Below are 16,254 nucleotides of genomic sequence, written 5' to 3'. Positions count from 1 at the left end.
CGAACGCCGTGACCTGCGCAAGGATCAAATAGCCGACTGTGCGCCGCGCGAGCGAGGTTCGGGTCATTCCCTCGCCTTCGAATTCTTGACCTCCCGAAGGATGTAGCCAAGCGCCCGGGCCGATCGGATTTCCGCGCCTGCTCCCAGCGTATCGAGGCGAGCGCGTAGCCTGGAGACCAGCGAGGTCAATGCATGATCCTGGACTTCTTCGCCATACCCATAGAGTTCCGAGTGAAGCACTTCACGGGACACGACACAGTTTGCTCGCCTTACGAGCGCTTCCAAGAGAATGAGCTCCCGCCTCGAAAACACAACCTGGTTTCCTGAGACGCGAACAACGCGCTGATCGAGATCGAAGGTGAGTGCGCCGATCTGGGCCGGTGGAGTTGCCTCTGAACCGCGCTTTCGTAAATTCGCGCGAATTCGGGCGACCATCTCGTCGAGATTGAACGGCTTGGTCAGATAATCGTCGGCGCCCGCCTCCAGCCCTTCGATGCGGTCGTCGACAGCGTCCAACGCCGTCAGCATGAGGATGCGGATCTCGGGGTGCTTTTGACGCAAGCGTGGGACAAGGGAGATGCCGTCGCCGTCTGGGAGACGGCGATCGATCAGGGCTAGCCTGTAGGCGAAGCGATCGACCGCATGGGCCGCGTCCTCGATCAGTTCGAAAGCGTCGACCGAATATCCAGCGCGGCGGAGTCTTTCCTCGACTTGCCTCGCCAGGCTTTCATGATCTTCAACCAGTAAAATTCGCATGGGCGCCGCTCCCAAGCAGATATCACGCCGTGCGGCGCGTCATATTAATGGGGGAAGGCGACGGTTGCGCCAAGCCTCCTCTGCCGCGTTTGGCCGGGCCTCTGCTCAATGTGGCGTTTTCGCAACAGTCTCCGACTCTTTTCTGCCGAGCCGGTCCCGCGAGGTTCTCGCGACATTTCCTCTTTATCCAAGGCTTTGCGGCACGAAGACGCGGTCAGAGCCGGGCGAGATAAACGATGTGGATGGGCGGGCGAAAAGCAAGAAGAGCGGGCGGGCAAGCCCGTATCCTCTTCGCGAGCCTGCTGACGTTCCTGGCGCTTGCGCATGCGATAATGGGGTCGGGAGCGTGGCGCCCGCACAAGGCGAGCATATCACCCAGCGGCTCTTTCCAACTCTATCAGGTACCGTGCAGCGCCGACGCTTTGCCTGATCAGCCCGAACCCAGCGGAGGCCAGGGGGCTCTCTCCTGTTGCGTTGCCTGCATCGCCTCCGCCGCCGACGCACCCCCTTTGCGTCTTCCGGAGTTGATCAAGGACGGACTGGCGCGCGTTGAGGCAACCGCGCGCCCGCCGGCCACGACGCGTGACCGGCAAGCAAAGCGGCCTTCGGGATGGGGGAGCGCCTGGTCCGCGCAGGCCCCGCCCACTTTCTCCTAATCGATCCAGCCAAGATTCCGGACGATCGGCACGCTAGGCGCGCCGCAGGAGACCCCTAACCATGTTCCGCACTTCTTTTATGCGCGGCGTTTCCGCCGGCGCGCTGACTCTCGCCGTCTCGACCGCCGCCTTTGCGCAGCAAACCCTGCCGACCATCGATGTCGGGGGTGGGCGAGGGAGGGCCAAACCCGCCGTAAGCCGGGGCGGCTTTGGCCACGCCGGCGCGGGGCCGACGACCGCCCCGACGGCTTCGAACCCCGGCGCGCCCGCACCAGCGACATCGGAGATCGATCCGACAAAGGAAACCGGCTATGCGCGCTCCACATCCTTCGGGGCGACGAAGACCAACGCCAAGATTCTCAACACGCCGCAAAACATCCAGATCGTACCCAAAGACGTGATCCAGGACAGGCAGATCCTTAGCATCGTGGAGGCCACGCAGAACGTCTCCGGCGTTCAGGCGCAAAGCGGGTCGTTTTACGATCAGTATCTTATCCGAGGCTTCCAGAGCGGATATGGCGCGACCTACCGAAACTCGCTGAAGATGGAGGGCATCGCCGGCTCGGAAGAGGTCGCGTTCACGGAGCGGGTTGAGATCATCAAGGGGCCGGCGTCAATGCTCTATGGCCGAATCGAGCCAGGCGGCCTCGTCAATGTCGTGACGAAACGGCCTCAGGAGGAATTCAAGGCTACGCTAGAACAACAGGCCGGCAGTTGGGGGCTTGCCCGCACCGTGGCGGACATAACCGGGGCTGTCGACCCTGCGAAGACTGTCCTCGTGCGATTGATGGGAGTCTACGACCACGCCGACTCCTTCACCAACTACGACCACCGCGACAACGGCGCGGCGGCGCTGTTCCTCACTTTCAAGCCGACCCATAATTTCGAATTCAACGTAGATTTCGAGCACTATCAGAAGAAACAGACGCAACCCGACGGATCGGGCACGATACCGGTCAACCGGATTTTCGACGAGAACGGTAAGCCTATCGTGCTGCCTGGGGTAAACGACAGACCCTACAATCTGCCGCGATATTTTTCGATCAGCGACCCCGGTCTTTGGAACGACTTTCCCTATGTCGTACACCGCACGCTCTACGGGTACAACTGGACCTACCGTTTCGACGACAAGTGGCGAATTACCAATCGCTTCCATTATGTCGACGTTAACGAGAACCAGAACGGCATGGGTAATTTTGGCGGCTTCGACGGCGTCTATCTGACGCGCAATTTCGTCATGAACCCGCTCAAGCGTAGCATCCTCTCGACAAATCTCGATCTCGCCGGCGAATTTGCCACGGGACCGCTCAACCACAAAATCCTCGTCGGCCTGGACTGGTATAAATATCAGGACGATTGGGTCGGCGACTACGGATTCGCTCTGCCAATTGCGCCCATAAATGTATTTGCGCCCCATCCCGTCGGCTATTTCACCGGCTTATTGCATTACCTCGCGGACTCGGCGCGCGGAAATACGCTGTGGCGCAGCCGGTGGCAGGATTTCGGCGTTTACGCACAGGATGACATTTCGTTTTGGGACGACCGCGTTCACCTTCTTGTCGGCGGCAGATATGACAAGGCCCAGGAAGCCTATCCCGAGACATATGGCTCGACCTTTGCAGACTGCTTCCCGGTTTGTACCGGATACCCCCTCAAGACATTCAAGGACAACACGCCCATCTCGCCGAGAGTCGGTCTCCTGTTCAAACTTGACCCGGAGACCTCGGTTTACGGCAGCTATGTTCGTTCGTCCGGCGTGAATAACGCAGCGCTGACTGCGGACGGAGCGCACATCGCCCCGGAGCAGGCGCTTCAATGGGAGACCGGAATCAAGCGCACTTGGTTCGATGGCAAGGTCATGACCACTCTCGCGCTGTTCGACTTGCGAAAGAAAAACGTTCTTCAGCCGGACCCATTCAATCCAGGCCTCAGCATCGCCGTCGGCGAGGTGGTTAGCCGCGGCGTCGAGTTCGATATTTCGGGCCAGATCACGGAAAATCTCAGCGTGATCGGGAGCTACACATTCGACTCGGTCAAAATCACCAACGACAACAATAACGGCAATGTCGGCAAATGGTACAACGGTGCCGCGCCGAATGTCGGGAACATTTGGGCGAAATGGGACACGGCGCCTGGTTTGCCCGAAGGCTTCGAGTTTGGCGGCGGCGTCTATGCGATGGATAAGCGATACGGCAGCAACGACAACGCCTGGTATATGCCGGGTTATGTGAAGTTCGACACGATGGCGGCCTATCGGACTCCTATCGCCGGACACGAAGTCGTGTTCCGCTTCAACATCAAGAACCTGACCGACCGACGCTACTTCGAACGAAGCGACAATTATGGTTTCGCCTATTACGGCGCGCCAAGGACGTTCATGGCGTCGGCGAATTTCAAATGGTGATCAGAAAATGAGTTGGCGCCGTCGCCTGACGGCGGCGGCCTTATATCGGAGGCGGCGATGTCCGACAAGCTTTTTGCGCCCAACCCGAAGCTGCGCGACGCCGGCGATCTGAATCGCAACCGGCGCGATCGCCTAAAAGCGCGCCGCAAATTTTGGCTGGATATTCATCTTTATATCGGTCTCGTCGCCGGCGCGATGCTGACGGTGATCGGCGTCACCGGCGCGATAATGGTTTTTTACCAGGAGATCGATGAAATCCTCGATCCGGCGATGTTCGTCTCAAAGGCGCCCCCACAGGGCGAAGTCGCCTTCCTGCCGCTTCGCGACATCAGACTGTCGCTCGAGGCGGCCGTCCCGCAGGGCGCCAAGCTGGGCGGGATTCGCGCTCCGCGCAACGAGAGAGGCTGCTACAAAGCCTATTACGAACCTGTTCCGGAACGCGACACGTGGCGACTGTGCATCGATCCCTATACAGCCAAAGTACTCGGCAATAAAATTTATTGGTCGAAAAGCGGCTTTCTCCATCACTCGTTCATGTCCTTCCTGTTTCAGCTTCACTGGTCGTTGCTCTTTTACGACTCTTTCGGCGAACCTGGCGTTGTTGTGGGGATCACCGCCATCCTCCTCGTCGTCTCAGTCTTGTCCGGTTTGTATTTGTGGTGGCCGACGCCAGGTAAATGGGTCTCCTCCTTCACCCTCAAGCGCGGCGCGCGTGGCGAAAGACTGAATTACGACCTCCACAAGCTCGGCGGCCTATATACCGCCGTCGTCATGCTGTCGGTGCTCATCTCCGGCGTCTCGATGAATCTGCACGATCAATTCGTCTGGGTCGTCGATCATGTCGCACCGCTGAGCGCCGCAGAGCGCGGCCTCATCAAATCGTCGGAACCGCGGGGGCGCGCGCGTATGCCTTTCGAGGAGGCCGAGGCGTATGCGCGCGCGCGCTATCCGCAAGGAAGGCTCGATGAGATCGTCTTTCCGGAGGACGAACGCGGCGTCTATCAAGTCGTTCGCAAAGGCGTTGACGAGGTCAGCCGCTTTGTTGGAACGCGTGTCGTGCTGGTCGATCAGTATTCCGGAGAAACGCTTGGCGTGAAGGATCCGCAAACCGGCACGGCCGGCGACGTCTTCATGCAATGGCAGTGGCCGCTGCATTCCGGGCAAGCCTTTGGGTGGACCGGGCGCATTCTTGTGATGATCACCGGCCTGATCTGCCCGCTTCTCTTTGTGACTGGAGTCATACGCTGGCTGCAAAAGCGCGCGGCGCGAAGGACTCACGCGGAGCGACGGGCGCGGTCACGCGCGCCCACGTCGGGGGCAATCTGACGAACTTGATTTTTCAAGGAGAGACTCATGAAATTTGATCATCAAAGCCTTTGCCGGCAAATCGATCGTCTGCGTCGCGCCCTGCCAGCTTACGGTCATCCCAAGACCGCGTTGCTCGCCGAACTGCCTATGCGGGGCGTCACAGGCCGCGCCGCGCCGCGGCTCAGCGTGATTGACATCTTCGACGCCTCGGGGGTCGGCGTGTTGTGCCGCTTTCTAGTGGCGGGTCAGGGTCAGCGCAGTTTCATCGCCCCATTGTCGCAGATCTTTCTGGATCGCCGCCATCCTCTAGGGCCGGCCGTCGCCGCGTGTGGTTGCGCGCCGCGCCCCAGGGCGTCATGAGGATTTGTCTTCTCGTAGCTCTCCTCGCATTTTCGGCGCCGGCGGTCGGCGAAGAGGCGCCGGAAACCGGGCTAGAGGAGAAGGCGGCGCCGGACAGCCGAGCTCGTAACGCAAGGGATCGGACGAAGGGGCGACGGCCGATTGAACGCCCTCTCGAACAAGCCGACGCCAGGCGCGAGCCCGCCCGCGAGGCGACGCCGGGCCAGCCGCCCCGCGCACAGACGCTCGGACGAGACCAAAGCGGCGTCTTCGTCAACGCCCCGGCGGCGAATTCGGGTTTCTCCCCGGAATTCGTCATGCGCGGCTTTCCCTCGGGTATCACCCTATACGACGGCTCCGCCCATGGCTTCACAGCGCAGGGCGTGAATCTTACCACTGTCGATCATGTCGAGTTCTACAAGGGACCGAGCGCCATGTTGTTCGGTAAGGCACTCGGCGGCTATGGCGGCGCGGCGAATTACATCCGCAAGGCGCCGACGCAGTCGACTTCCGCCGAAGCGCGCGCGACAAGCGGCGCCTTCGGCCTGAACCGGTTCGCCATCGATCTCAACGCGCCGCTCAACGCCGACAAGAGCCTGCTGTTTCGGCTCACTGGCGCGGCGCAGACGGTCGGAAGTTTCGTGAACTTCGCGCGCGCCCGCGATGTTGACATCGCGCCAATGCTGGCCTTCACGGCGGACAATGGCGATCTGTGGACCCTGCGCGCCGAACATAGCGGCGCGCGCTCAGTCTGGCGAGACGGCGTGCCGGCTGATCCGGTGTTCTTCCATATCCCGCGCGAATTCTACGCCGGGCAGCCTGCCAATGAACATGAGAGTCCGATTTCGGACGATCTTACCTTCACCTACGATCATGCGTTCAACAAGGATTGGAAACTTTCGGCGATTGTCGATGAATATCTCTACGCCAGCCGTTGGGGCTGGTTCACAGGCTGGGGCTATGACGGATTCCGGTCCATCGTCTTCGGCAATCCGGCGCGCACACGCAACGCGATCCGCAGTTTCAGCGCGCAATTGCGGTTAAATGGCAGGTTCGACACCGGCTTTCTGGCTCACAATGTATTTCTCGGCCTTGAGCAATGGGACTATTTCTACGGCTATTCCAACACGATTTCCCGTTTCGACGCCGCGCCGCTCAACATCTTTTTTCCCGTCTATCAGACGGGTGTCAATTACTCCGACGCCTACTGGTCGAACGGCTTCGCTCGCGCGATCGGGCGCTCGGTATACGGTCAAGACCTTATCGACATCAGCGATAAAGTCCGCATCCTCATCGGCGGGCGCTATGACGTGCTGGCCCAGCGCGAGCGCGTCTTCGATCCCTTTGGTTCTCTTGCGGGGGAACCCACGGCGAGTCTGAGCAAGGGAACGCAGGGCTATTTCAATCCACGCGCGGGAGTTCTCTTCCGGCCGGACGACGTCCACGAGCTCTTCTTCGCCTTTGGCCAGTCGCTCATTCCCAACACGGGGGTGCGGCTACAAGGCGGCGAGGCCCCGGCGCCTCAGCAGGATACGCAATATGAGGTCGGCGCGAGGCGGCGCTTCCTCGACAACAAGATGACCTTTGAGCTGGGGCTCTTCGATATCACGCGCGATAATGTCGCGATTCCCAACCCCGCAAACCCGTCGGGATTTTATTCGCTGGTGACCGGTCAGCAGCACAGCCATGGGATCGAGGTCAATCTTTCCGGCGAGGCGCTCCCGAATCTCAAGGTCAATGCGACGGCGACTTTCCTGCACGCCGTCGTCTCGAAGGACGACAACGTCCCTTCCCAGGCTGGCAGCGACCTCCTCGGCGCGCCGCGCCGGGTCTATAATTTCTCGGCCAATTACAGTTTCGATAGCGGGGATCTAAAGGGCCTAGAGCTAGGCCTGAGCTACTATTTCGCCAGCCGCGCCGAGGCGACCTTGCCCAATACGCAAGGCTTCATCCTCCCGCCCCAGCAAATGCTCGGCGCGACGCTCGGCTACAGCGTAAACGATAATCTGAAACTCGACGTCAGCCTCACCAATCTCACCGACGAACCGAACTGGACTTCCAATGGCGCTATGTTCCACGGAGAGCCGCGGGCCATATCAGCGAGCGTGAGCTTTAAATATTGAGGGAGCTTCTTTAGTCTGCGTTGGGTCATTTCGGACTTCGCGCTGTACTCAGGGTGCGATGTGAGACTATGAGCGCTTGACTATAAGTGGTTGTGGACGACCATTCGCCATAGGCGGGCCCATTGGAGGGCGTCGGCGTGGGCGCGGTGTTGGCGATTTTGCTCGGCCTGGCTTAATGCATGGAGGTATCGATGACTTTCAAATTTGTGCGCTAAGACGGCTTGTTCAAGCAAACGATCGGCACTCGTTCTGCGTATTGTGACTGAAGGGTCGCTCCCCGCAGCTTCGAAAAGCTGCGCTAGCCACGCCTCATCAAATGGACTGTCGGAAAAAAGCTCGCGCCCAGCGAGCGCATCATTCATGGATTTGGCTATCGCTTCGACTGAAACGCCTTTCGCGTAAAGGTCGAAGAAAGAAATCCCATGCAACGCCTCGGCGCTTTCATCCCCGTTTGCCTCGATTTCCCATTCCGGAACCGGTCGCACGAGAAAAGATCGCGATTCGATGTGTAAATCGCTTGGGTCGACGTACGCCCAGGCGACCTCAATTATGCATCCATCTAGATCAGAAGCCTCACAATCATAAAGCACCGGCTCGAATGCCTCTTTCATCAACTTCTCCCCGAAGAAATGGCTTCATCATGGGCGGCCTGGGTTCTACTCTGAGCGCTCCTCGGCGAGGACCCGATACACATGCATGCGCGAACACCCTAGCGCCTTTGCAATAGCGCCGGCCCCGTGCCCAGCGCCGGCCAAATGCAGAAGCTGCTTCCGATCAATGCGCCGTTTGCCTCCGCGGTAGACGCCCTCGGCTTTTGCCTTCTCGATTCCTTCGCGCTGGCGCGCCTTGATGAAGCGCCGTTCCAACTGGGCCACCATGCCAAGGACGGTCATGACGATCCGGCCGGTTTCGCCTCGCGTCGTCACGTGAGGATCGAGAACTGTGACATAGGCTTGTCGCTGGTCGCACTCGTGGACGATATTGAGTACGTCGCGGGTGTCGCGCCCCAGCCGGTCAAGGCGGGTGACAACTAGTTCGTCACCCGGGCGCAGGAACTCGATGATCGTCATAAGTTCGGGGCGGCCTTCCCGGCTGCCGCCCGACGCCTTCTCGGAGCGAATAACCCCGCAGCCTTCGGCTTTGAGCCTCGCAAGCTGGGTGTCGAGATCTTGATCAATCGTGCTGACGCGGGCGTAACCAATTCGGGCCATGGCTTGTCACCTCAGGGTCTAGGCCTGACCCTACAGTGTCACAAATAGTCGCTGTCAACCCAGATGTTACATGGGGGCGGCGGGGCTCGGTTACGTCGCATCAGGGCATACCCTGATATTGCAAATTCCTTAGGCGGTTTATGGACGCACTGCGAAGGCAGGAAAAAGTAATGCAACAAATGCCGTTGCTCCCTAATTAAAACAAGCGATAAATATCAGTCTCTGCTCCGCACCTCAATGCGATCACCGATTTCATCATATGGCTGCCTAACGAACGATAGCTCTCAAACTGTGATTCAGTAAACCATTGGTTCGCGGTTCCCTCGTGCGGAAAATCAAGGTGCGCTAGAGCGTACCCCACAACATCAGAAGGCTCATTCCAGTGCACTGAAGGTTTTATGTATATTATTTTGCCATTTTTCGCATCCGAACCGTCTACGCTCCTGTAATCAATTGTTCCCATCACATATATCGGGCCGCTATCCTTCTCAGCGGAATTCGATCTCAGCCGTATGGCTGATAAATCTTCGAAAATGATTGGAATACCAAAATCGATGTATATCTTCCTAGTTGCGTTTGCCAGATCCTCGAATTCGCAAAGTGGGTCTGCTCCGGCATCTGAAACAATTATAAAATGACATCTCCGCCTCACCATTTCATAGAGGCCAAGATTTTCGAAATGACCGCCGTCCGATAGATGTATGAAGCCGGTGTCGTTTCGCGTCCAGCCGAATAATTCAGCTATTAAAGGGCCGGTGGCAGAATCCGGTCCCTCTTTTTTGAAGGTTTTGTTATCGTTTGGATTTCCTAGCCACCAGCCTAAACGTACATTGAAAAGGGTCATGATGAGCGTGACTAGCGGCGAAGAATGGTAACCCATATTAGGACTTAACGCAGCGCCCGAGATAGCCATGGCCGTACCAAGAGTGATTGGGGATTTTTCTCCCCCTCCATACTGTCTCGACGACCTATAGGCGCCCTCAGTCTTAAAGGTCGGCCGCTGAGAAGGCTGCAGGGCCTTAGATCTAATAGCGTCTGCCCCGCAGTGATATGGAGTGAACACAAAGGACTGGGCTTTTCTCTCTTGCCAAGCCAGATTTGACGTGGCGACCTCATTCAGTGTGGCGTTTACGACAAGGTATGGATGCCAATCACCAGCTGAAATTTGTTGTAAATCGCACATTTTTAGGTTGTCGTTGTTATCAAACCACGTGAATAAATTTCTATCTTCGGCAGAATTACTGGCGCCTAAAAAAGTTCGGACAAGTCTATTTCTATACATGGCATGTAACGAAAACCTGTTTACGTTTATCAATCTGCCAAAAGTAAAAATAAAAATCACAAGGATAGCAAAGGTTGTAAGGAGTTTATTTATGTTCGCGGCATCCCCTGAAAATAGAAAGTCTAAATACATTCGGCCTGGCCCGCTAAATTGGAATAGTCTTCCCTCGTTCATTGTTATAACATTAAATGTGACATAAACTAACAAAATGCTCAGTGCGGAAAGAATGGACGCGAGGAAGCCGATGGCGCTTGAATATACCGCAATTTTTCTTAAGGGAGTATCAATATCGAATTCAAGTGCGCCTGTCTTCGAGCTTCGGCCAAGCATTGCCGATGCGGCTCCGAAAATCAGACTTGCAAAAAGGAGGGCGTGCATAAGGAAAAACAGCTTATCCTCATCTGATGGAGTTCCGTGGCTTGCTGATGCGGTTGTGCTTCCTTGAGCGCTCTCCATAAGCTCTAGCCCAATCACGGGTACATACAAACTAATGCAGGAAAGTGCGGTCCACAGCACGCACGCCATGAGAACATAGCCGGAACTGCGAGCGAGCCATTCACGGTCATCCTCGGATCCTATCCGCCTGCTTGTTATTCCTATGAATGCCAGTTCACCGCAGATATGGGCAACTGCGGCCAGGAAAATTCCAAATGATAGAAGAGCCACGCGGCCAGCGCCGTTTTCTAAATGATTGACGCTTCCACGCCCTGCCACGTCGATCCAGGCCAAAACTGCTGAAGTGCATCCGCCCCAAAATAGGAAGGCAATAAAATCCCAGAGCCAGTCAGTGAGCCTTGAGGGGGAGCGATCAACCGTTTGAACAGCTGGTAGCTTGCTAAAAATACGAGGGAACTTCTGCTTGGCACCTTCTAAGATTTTGGAAACGATATCGCGCTTATAGAACAGCAATGCGGCAATGATCCACGAAATGCAAAAAACAATTTCCAAGTAGAAAAAATACAATTTGAACGTATGAGAGTAGGAGAAGTCGTGATATGGCTTAATCCCGCATAGCCACACAACAAAAATTCCCCAAGATGCGAGTTTTGGAATCAGGCAAAAATAAATAAAAGACTTATTTCCTGTGTTGAAGATTTGCTGCTTAGATCACGATGTCAGCATAAATAAAAAAGAAAATCCATATAATACAAGTGCGGGCCAAATGGGCACCGGGAAAAACAGTGGCATTTGGCAGCCAAAGCACTGGCTATTCGAGCATGTAAATTCTACCTTTGTAATGTAAAGCATTAGCCTTGGTATTGAAAGAAAAAATAGAAGCATTGGCAAAAATATCAGCCAATTTAATAGCATGTTTCTAAAAAATATCACGGCGATAGCCCAGGTATCTGGCGACAATAATCCGGCGCGTGGAGTTAGGTATTTCGTATTTTCTCTAAGATGTCGAATTTCAGGGGTCTCTTTTGTGCCTGAAGATATTAACCCGTTCAAAACGTTTGTGCTATCTTTTCGCTTGAGCCAAGAGAATAACCATGCGCCTGTATAGCCTCCTCCTGAGACGGTAGAAATATAATGAAATCTCTTGAGTAGGCCGTGTTGTGCCAACGCCTGTATAATACCGAGGCCGAAGGCGGCGCTTCGTATTCCGCCGCCTGACAAGCACAGTGCTGTCCGTGGATAAGCGTCATGCAAGCTCGAATAAACATCCCCGTTTGATCGGCGATTGTTTATCGTTTCGAGCTCGTGCTTGAGAATGTCTTCGGTTGTGAGAATTTTCTCTTGAGAGGACATCTGTCACCATAAACTTTGAAGAGTAAAGAACGAAGTATGGCTGAACGAGACGCGTTAGTCTAGGAGATGCGAGGAGGGCAAGATTAAGTTGTTGGGGATTGCTGCGGGTTTTGCGCTAAGGTGATGGCGTGACCGCCAGCGGTCGAACTAGGACGTAGACTCATTCCCGCATAACCAGACGCACACAGCGACGAGTTTGAGAGCGGCGAGGAAGTTCCCTGCGGGCTTGTCGTAGCGGGTCGCGAAGTGGCGTTAATGTTTGATCTTGTTTGAGAGGCCGCCTCGGGAGCGACCCAGGCAGCGATCTCGATCCCCTTTTTGCTGTCGCGCGTTCCCGTAGTCTCGCCGATACCGGGAATCCCCTCCAGACCCTCCCCGCTGGGGCGCTCGAAGCAGCGCGGCCCTATGGGTCTCGCTAGGAGTTCTGCGAGCTGGGGGACAGTTCGGAGGGTTGCTCAATTCGGGCCGGTGGCGGCCAGTGTAGTCCAACGAAAAATGTGGGGCGGAGTGTTGGTTGTCGAGGCATGCCAATAAATATTCTCAACTAAACCATATACTTAAGTGAGCAATTGGCGGAAGAGGTGGGATTCGAACCCACGGTGGAGTTGCCCCCACGGCGGTTTTCAAGACCGCTGCCTTAAACCACTCGGCCACCCTTCCCTTGGCCGTGATATAGCACGGTCGCGCCGTTGCGCGAGAGGGTTCCGACCGTGCCGTTGCACTTCGCTTTTGGCTCCAATATGGACGCGACCGCCATGGCGCGGCGTTGCCCGCATTCGCGGCTGCTGGGGCGAGCGCGGCTGGCGCGGTGGCGTTTTGTCGTCATGCCGTCCGGCTTCGCAAGCGTGGTCCCGGACCCGCGGGCGAACGTCCACGGCGCCTTGTGGGATGTCCCGGTCGTCGACGTAAAGGCGCTCGACCGTTATGAGCAGGTGGGGCAGGGGCTTTACGCCAAGCGGATGATCCCCGTTCTCAAGGAGCCCTTCGGGGCTTCCCCGGCGCTGGTCTATGTCGGCGCCGCCCCGGATCAGGGCGCCGCCTGGCGCGGCTATCTCTCCGATATCGTCGCCGCGGCGGAAAAGCTCGAGCTGCCGGCCGCCTATATCGGCTATCTCTCCTATCTCTCGGCGGAACAGAAGAAAGGCCCGCGCGGATGAGTTTCGATGTCCCGGTTGTCCATACGGTGGAGGAAATGCGCGCCTTCGTGCGGGCGCGGCGTCAGGCGGGCGAGCGCATCGGGCTCGTGCCCACCATGGGCGCGCTGCATGCCGGGCATATTTCGCTCGTCGAAGAGGCCCGCCGCCATGCCGAGCGGGTGATCGCGACTGTCTTCGTCAATCCCACGCAATTTGCGCCGGGAGAAGATTTCTCGCGCTATCCGCGCACGCTTGCGGCCGATTGCGAGAAACTCGCGACGGTCGCCGCGGACCTCGTCTTCGCGCCGGCGGTCGAGGAGATGTATCCGTCGGGCTTCTGCACCACGGTGACGCTCGAAGGCCCGGCGAAGGCCGATCTCGAAGATCATTTCCGCCCGACGCATTTCGCAGGCGTCGCTACTGTGGTGGCGAAGCTGCTCAATCAGGCGCAGGCGGATATCGCTGTGTTCGGCGAGAAGGACTACCAGCAGTTGCTCGTCATCCGCACCATGGCGCGCGATCTCGACATTCCGACTCAAATTCTCGCGGGGCCGACTTTGCGCGATCGCGATGGGCTCGCGATGTCCTCGCGCAATGTCTACCTCTCGGCCGAAGACCGCGCCCGCGCGCCGGCGCTGCATCGCGCGCTCGCTGACGCCGCGCGGCGCATCGCCGAGGGCGAGGTTATCGGTCATGTGATGGGCGAGGCCCGCGAGGCCATCGTGAGCGCGGGTTTCGAAATCGATTATGTCGAAGCGCGCCACGCGGAGACGCTCGCCCGAATCGCCCGCCGTCACGAAGGGCCGATTCGCATTCTCGCCGCCGCGCGGCTCGGGGCGACGCGTCTCATCGACAATGTTGCGGTCCCTGCCGCATGAGCCGCCGCGTCGTTCGTTTCTTCGTTACGGGGCGCGTGCAGGGCGTGGGCTTCCGCAATTTTCTGCTCTTCGAAGGGAATGCGCTCGCGCTCGACGGCTGGACGCGCAATCGCGCCGATGGTTCGGTCGAGGCTTTGGCCGCCGGGCCGGAGGCGGCGGTCGCGGCGTTCATCGAGGCGGCGCGGCGCGGGCCGTCGGCCTCGCGGGTGGATGATCTTCGCGAGGCGCCGGCCGATGAAGCCGAGCTTGCGGGTGTGCAGGGATTCCGGACGGCGGAGACGGTCTAGCCGTCACGGTTCATGCGGGCGCAACGGCTTCTGACGGTCGAAGGCGAGATCCTCGCACGCCTTCAGTTCCGTGCGGGTGAGACGGAAGGCGCGAAGGCACAAGCGGAACCGCTTGAAGAAAACGGCGTCACGCGCATTCGACGGGTCCGAATAAGGATGCAAAATTCCGCTTCAGCGCCGCGTCCACATCCGCCATATTGGCGCCGACGCCCAGATCCTTCAGACTCGTAACGCCGAGATGCGCCTCGCGCACGCCGCAGGGCGTGATGCCGGAGAAATGCGACAGCTCCGGCGCGACGTTCAGCGCTATTCCGTGGAAGCTCACCCATTGCCGCAGGCGCACGCCGATTGCGGCGATCTTGTCTTCAGCCGTTTCGCCATTGCGCGCGCGCGGCTTGTCGGGCCGCTTCACCCACACGCCGACGCGCGCCTCGCGGCGTTCGCCCGCGACGCCGAAATCGGCAAGCGTCGTGATGAGCCAAGATTCGAGGCCGCAGACATAAGCGCGCGCATCGCGCCGGCGCCGCGCGAGGTCGAGCATGACATACGCGACGCGCTGGCCGGGGCCGTGATAGGTGAACTGCCCGCCCCGTCCCGTACGATGCACGGGAAAGCGGGGATCGAGCAGGTCGGCGTCCTTCGCCGACGTGCCCGCCGTGTAGATCGGCGGGTGCTCGAGCAGCCAGACGCATTCGGGCGCGTCGCCTGCCGCGATTCGCGCGACGCGATCCTCCATGACGGCGACCGCCGCTTCATAATCCACAAGCCCGCCGCTCACGCGCCATTCGACCGGGGGCGTTCCCTCCGGCGACGCGAGGACGGGGTCGAGCGAATCGCGGGTCACTGGGCAGGGGGCGCTCATACGATTGATTCGTCCTTGGCTGGCGCACGGCCCTCGGCGTGCTTGATGTCGTCGATCTCGTCGAGCATGGCCTGGAGGGCGCGGATCGCCTTCTTTTCCTTGCGGGACAGGGGCTTTTCCGGTTCGAAATGGTCGAGCAGGACGCGCAGCGCGTCGCCCATGCGGCCGAGTTGCTTGCCGTAGCTGCCGACATTCTCCAGCACCTTCGCCTCGACCTCCGGCGCGCTCGAGTGCCCAACCTCTACATTTAGGAAGGAAAAGTGGTTTCCGACAGCGCCGAAATTTGTCCAGGGCGCGACGCTGAAAGGCACGTCGCCGGAGAGGGGAAGCTTGAAAATCGCCAAGAGAACCTCCCAATTTCAAAGGCAATGGCGCTTCTCTACAGCATTTTCGGCGCCGCGGGGGCGTTTCTCCGAAGCGCCCTTGTCATCGCCCGGTCAATTTGTTACAGGCTGCGCGCCGGCGCTTCACAGCTATGCGGTGAGCGCCCCTTGCGGTCGTGGCGGAATTGGTAGACGCGCTAGCTTGAGGTGCTAGTTGGGCAACCAGTGGAGGTTCGAGTCCTCTCGACCGCACCAAGCCTTCCGGGCTTGAAGCGCCTTTTAAGGCGCTCTTCAGCGCGAGGATTCCACGAAGAGCCGCGTTGGCCTTCCCCTTCATGGCTCTCCCCAGCACGCGCAGCCGTCCGGTTTTCCCGGGACTGTCCGGAACCAGCAATACCCTTGACCTAGGCGAAACCTGCCCGAAATCCACGCCTGGCCGCGGGGAATGCGCAGGGAGTTCGCCCGATGGAACTAAAGACCTCCATCCGCCAACGCATCGAGGCGATCAACGGAGTAACGCGCACCTGGTTCGAATGGACCAGCGCCGAAAGGACGGATCCCAAGCTGCTGGTGGTCGAGGTCGATTTCGACACGGACCCCAATTCCCCAAACTACAGCGACAGGGCCATTGAAGCGATCGGACGCGTCTTTGACGATGTGCTACTGGAGGGGCTGCACCCGGAAGACAACAGGCCGGTTCTTGTGGCGGGAATACGGATAATCCCTGTGCACTGACCTGCGACGGTCTTCGGCTCTGCTCGGGCCAAGCCTTCAACAGACTGTTTTTTAAAAATATTTTTCCGCCAAGGGGCTCGGTTTGCGCCTGGACTTGGTAAGGCCACATTTACCATTCGAAATCGCAAGTCGGACAGGCGCAGCGAGAGAGCCTTGAGCGGCTCCCGCGCCCGTCGCGCCTGGGGGGCGATCGCCGGGGAAAGAC

The 16,254-nt window shown here is 58.5% G+C and carries 14 protein-coding genes and 2 tRNA genes; 8 read left to right on the top strand and 8 right to left on the bottom strand.

Features of this window, described 5'->3' with window-relative positions; translation table 11 throughout:
- Window positions 1–63: 63 nt before the first annotated feature.
- Window positions 64–756, bottom strand: coding sequence for a response regulator transcription factor (locus ACPFMJ_RS07155; RefSeq protein ID WP_424363133.1), 693 nt, complete (start codon window positions 754–756; stop codon window positions 64–66).
- Window positions 757–1,473: 717 nt separating this feature from the next.
- Between ACPFMJ_RS07155 and ACPFMJ_RS07150 the strand changes: the two genes are divergently transcribed.
- From ACPFMJ_RS07150 to ACPFMJ_RS07140, 3 genes are all read left to right on the top strand, one after another.
- A complete protein-coding gene (locus ACPFMJ_RS07150) occupies window positions 1,474–3,816 on the top strand; it encodes a TonB-dependent siderophore receptor (RefSeq protein ID WP_424363132.1) in 2,343 nt (780 codons plus the stop codon).
- Window positions 3,817–3,873: 57 nt separating this feature from the next.
- Entirely contained in the window at window positions 3,874–5,142 is a 1,269-nt protein-coding gene (locus ACPFMJ_RS07145) for a PepSY-associated TM helix domain-containing protein (protein WP_424363131.1), read from the top strand.
- A gap of 206 nt (window positions 5,143–5,348) precedes the next feature.
- A complete protein-coding gene (locus tag ACPFMJ_RS07140) occupies window positions 5,349–7,586 on the top strand; it encodes a TonB-dependent siderophore receptor (RefSeq protein WP_424363130.1) in 2,238 nt (745 codons plus the stop codon).
- Between the two features lie 80 nt (window positions 7,587–7,666).
- Here ACPFMJ_RS07140 and ACPFMJ_RS07135 read toward each other — a convergent pair whose 3' ends face one another.
- The 5 genes from ACPFMJ_RS07135 to ACPFMJ_RS07115 all read right to left on the bottom strand — a co-directional run bounded on the left by ACPFMJ_RS07135 (window position 7,667) and on the right by ACPFMJ_RS07115 (window position 12,488).
- Complete coding sequence (locus ACPFMJ_RS07135) at window positions 7,667–8,197, bottom strand: hypothetical protein (RefSeq protein ID WP_424363129.1); 531 nt, start codon at window positions 8,195–8,197, stop codon at window positions 7,667–7,669.
- 45 nt (window positions 8,198–8,242) lie between these two features.
- Entirely contained in the window at window positions 8,243–8,797 is a 555-nt protein-coding gene (locus ACPFMJ_RS07130; RefSeq protein ID WP_424363128.1) for a recombinase family protein, read from the bottom strand.
- A gap of 196 nt (window positions 8,798–8,993) precedes the next feature.
- Window positions 8,994–11,042: a hypothetical protein gene (locus ACPFMJ_RS07125; RefSeq protein WP_424363127.1), complete on the bottom strand. Its 2,049-nt coding sequence runs from the start codon at window positions 11,040–11,042 to the stop codon at window positions 8,994–8,996.
- Window positions 11,043–11,186: 144 nt separating this feature from the next.
- Window positions 11,187–11,828: a patatin-like phospholipase family protein gene (locus tag ACPFMJ_RS07120; RefSeq protein ID WP_424363126.1), complete on the bottom strand. Its 642-nt coding sequence runs from the start codon at window positions 11,826–11,828 to the stop codon at window positions 11,187–11,189.
- Between the two features lie 570 nt (window positions 11,829–12,398).
- Window positions 12,399–12,488 (bottom strand) — tRNA-Ser (locus ACPFMJ_RS07115).
- 50 nt (window positions 12,489–12,538) lie between these two features.
- Between ACPFMJ_RS07115 and ACPFMJ_RS07110 the strand changes: the two genes are divergently transcribed.
- Genes ACPFMJ_RS07110 through ACPFMJ_RS07100 form a run of 3 tightly spaced genes read left to right on the top strand, consistent with a single transcriptional unit; the run spans window position 12,539 to window position 14,129 of the window.
- Window positions 12,539–12,985, top strand: a complete 447-nt coding sequence (locus ACPFMJ_RS07110; protein ID WP_424363125.1) for a gamma-glutamylcyclotransferase family protein — start codon at window positions 12,539–12,541, stop codon at window positions 12,983–12,985.
- On the top strand, window positions 12,982–13,842 hold the full coding sequence (gene panC, locus ACPFMJ_RS07105) for a pantoate--beta-alanine ligase (protein WP_424363124.1): 861 nt from the start codon (window positions 12,982–12,984) through the stop codon (window positions 13,840–13,842). Before ACPFMJ_RS07110 ends, panC begins: the two co-directional genes overlap by 4 nt.
- A complete protein-coding gene (locus tag ACPFMJ_RS07100; protein ID WP_424363123.1) occupies window positions 13,839–14,129 on the top strand; it encodes an acylphosphatase in 291 nt (96 codons plus the stop codon). The genes panC and ACPFMJ_RS07100 overlap by 4 nt, the downstream gene beginning before the upstream one ends.
- 127 nt (window positions 14,130–14,256) lie before the next feature.
- On the opposite strand, the gene lipB is transcribed toward ACPFMJ_RS07100, so the two are convergent.
- Both lipB and ACPFMJ_RS07090 read right to left on the bottom strand, forming a co-directional pair.
- Window positions 14,257–14,991: a lipoyl(octanoyl) transferase LipB gene (gene lipB / locus ACPFMJ_RS07095; protein ID WP_424363122.1), complete on the bottom strand. Its 735-nt coding sequence runs from the start codon at window positions 14,989–14,991 to the stop codon at window positions 14,257–14,259.
- Complete coding sequence (locus tag ACPFMJ_RS07090; RefSeq protein WP_424363121.1) at window positions 14,988–15,335, bottom strand: hypothetical protein; 348 nt, start codon at window positions 15,333–15,335, stop codon at window positions 14,988–14,990. Before ACPFMJ_RS07090 ends, lipB begins: the two co-directional genes overlap by 4 nt.
- A gap of 149 nt (window positions 15,336–15,484) precedes the next feature.
- On the opposite strand from ACPFMJ_RS07090, the gene ACPFMJ_RS07085 reads away from it, so the two are divergent.
- Window positions 15,485–15,569: transfer RNA gene (locus tag ACPFMJ_RS07085), tRNA-Leu, on the top strand.
- Between the two features lie 210 nt (window positions 15,570–15,779).
- Window positions 15,780–16,049 carry a hypothetical protein gene (locus tag ACPFMJ_RS07080; protein WP_424363120.1) on the top strand — a complete coding sequence of 90 codons (270 nt, stop codon included), beginning with the start codon at window positions 15,780–15,782 and terminating at the stop codon, window positions 16,047–16,049.
- Window positions 16,050–16,254: the final 205 nt, after the last annotated feature.

It is taken from the genome of Methylocystis parvus (assembly GCF_049675845.1).
GTDB lineage: Bacteria > Pseudomonadota > Alphaproteobacteria > Rhizobiales > Beijerinckiaceae > Methylocystis > Methylocystis parvus_A.
This window is presented reverse-complemented; position numbering and strand designations above follow the sequence as displayed.

Bases quoted from the DNA above. Each gene is read 5' to 3' on its own strand.
- ACPFMJ_RS07135 (WP_424363129.1), bottom strand. From the start codon at position 8,197: ATGAAAGAGGCATTCGAGCCGGTGCTTTATGATTGTGAGGCTTCTGAT.
- lipB (WP_424363122.1), bottom strand. From the start codon at position 14,991: ATGAGCGCCCCCTGCCCAGTGACCCGCGATTCGCTCGACCCCGTCCTC.
- ACPFMJ_RS07130 (WP_424363128.1), bottom strand. From the start codon at position 8,797: ATGGCCCGAATTGGTTACGCCCGCGTCAGCACGATTGATCAAGATCTC.
- ACPFMJ_RS07155 (WP_424363133.1), bottom strand. From the start codon at position 756: ATGCGAATTTTACTGGTTGAAGATCATGAAAGCCTGGCGAGGCAAGTC.
- ACPFMJ_RS07080 (WP_424363120.1), top strand. From the start codon at position 15,780: ATGGAACTAAAGACCTCCATCCGCCAACGCATCGAGGCGATCAACGGA.
- ACPFMJ_RS07145 (WP_424363131.1), top strand. From the start codon at position 3,874: ATGTCCGACAAGCTTTTTGCGCCCAACCCGAAGCTGCGCGACGCCGGC.
- panC (WP_424363124.1), top strand. From the start codon at position 12,982: ATGAGTTTCGATGTCCCGGTTGTCCATACGGTGGAGGAAATGCGCGCC.
- ACPFMJ_RS07100 (WP_424363123.1), top strand. From the start codon at position 13,839: ATGAGCCGCCGCGTCGTTCGTTTCTTCGTTACGGGGCGCGTGCAGGGC.
- ACPFMJ_RS07150 (WP_424363132.1), top strand. From the start codon at position 1,474: ATGTTCCGCACTTCTTTTATGCGCGGCGTTTCCGCCGGCGCGCTGACT.
- ACPFMJ_RS07120 (WP_424363126.1), bottom strand. From the start codon at position 11,828: ATGTCCTCTCAAGAGAAAATTCTCACAACCGAAGACATTCTCAAGCAC.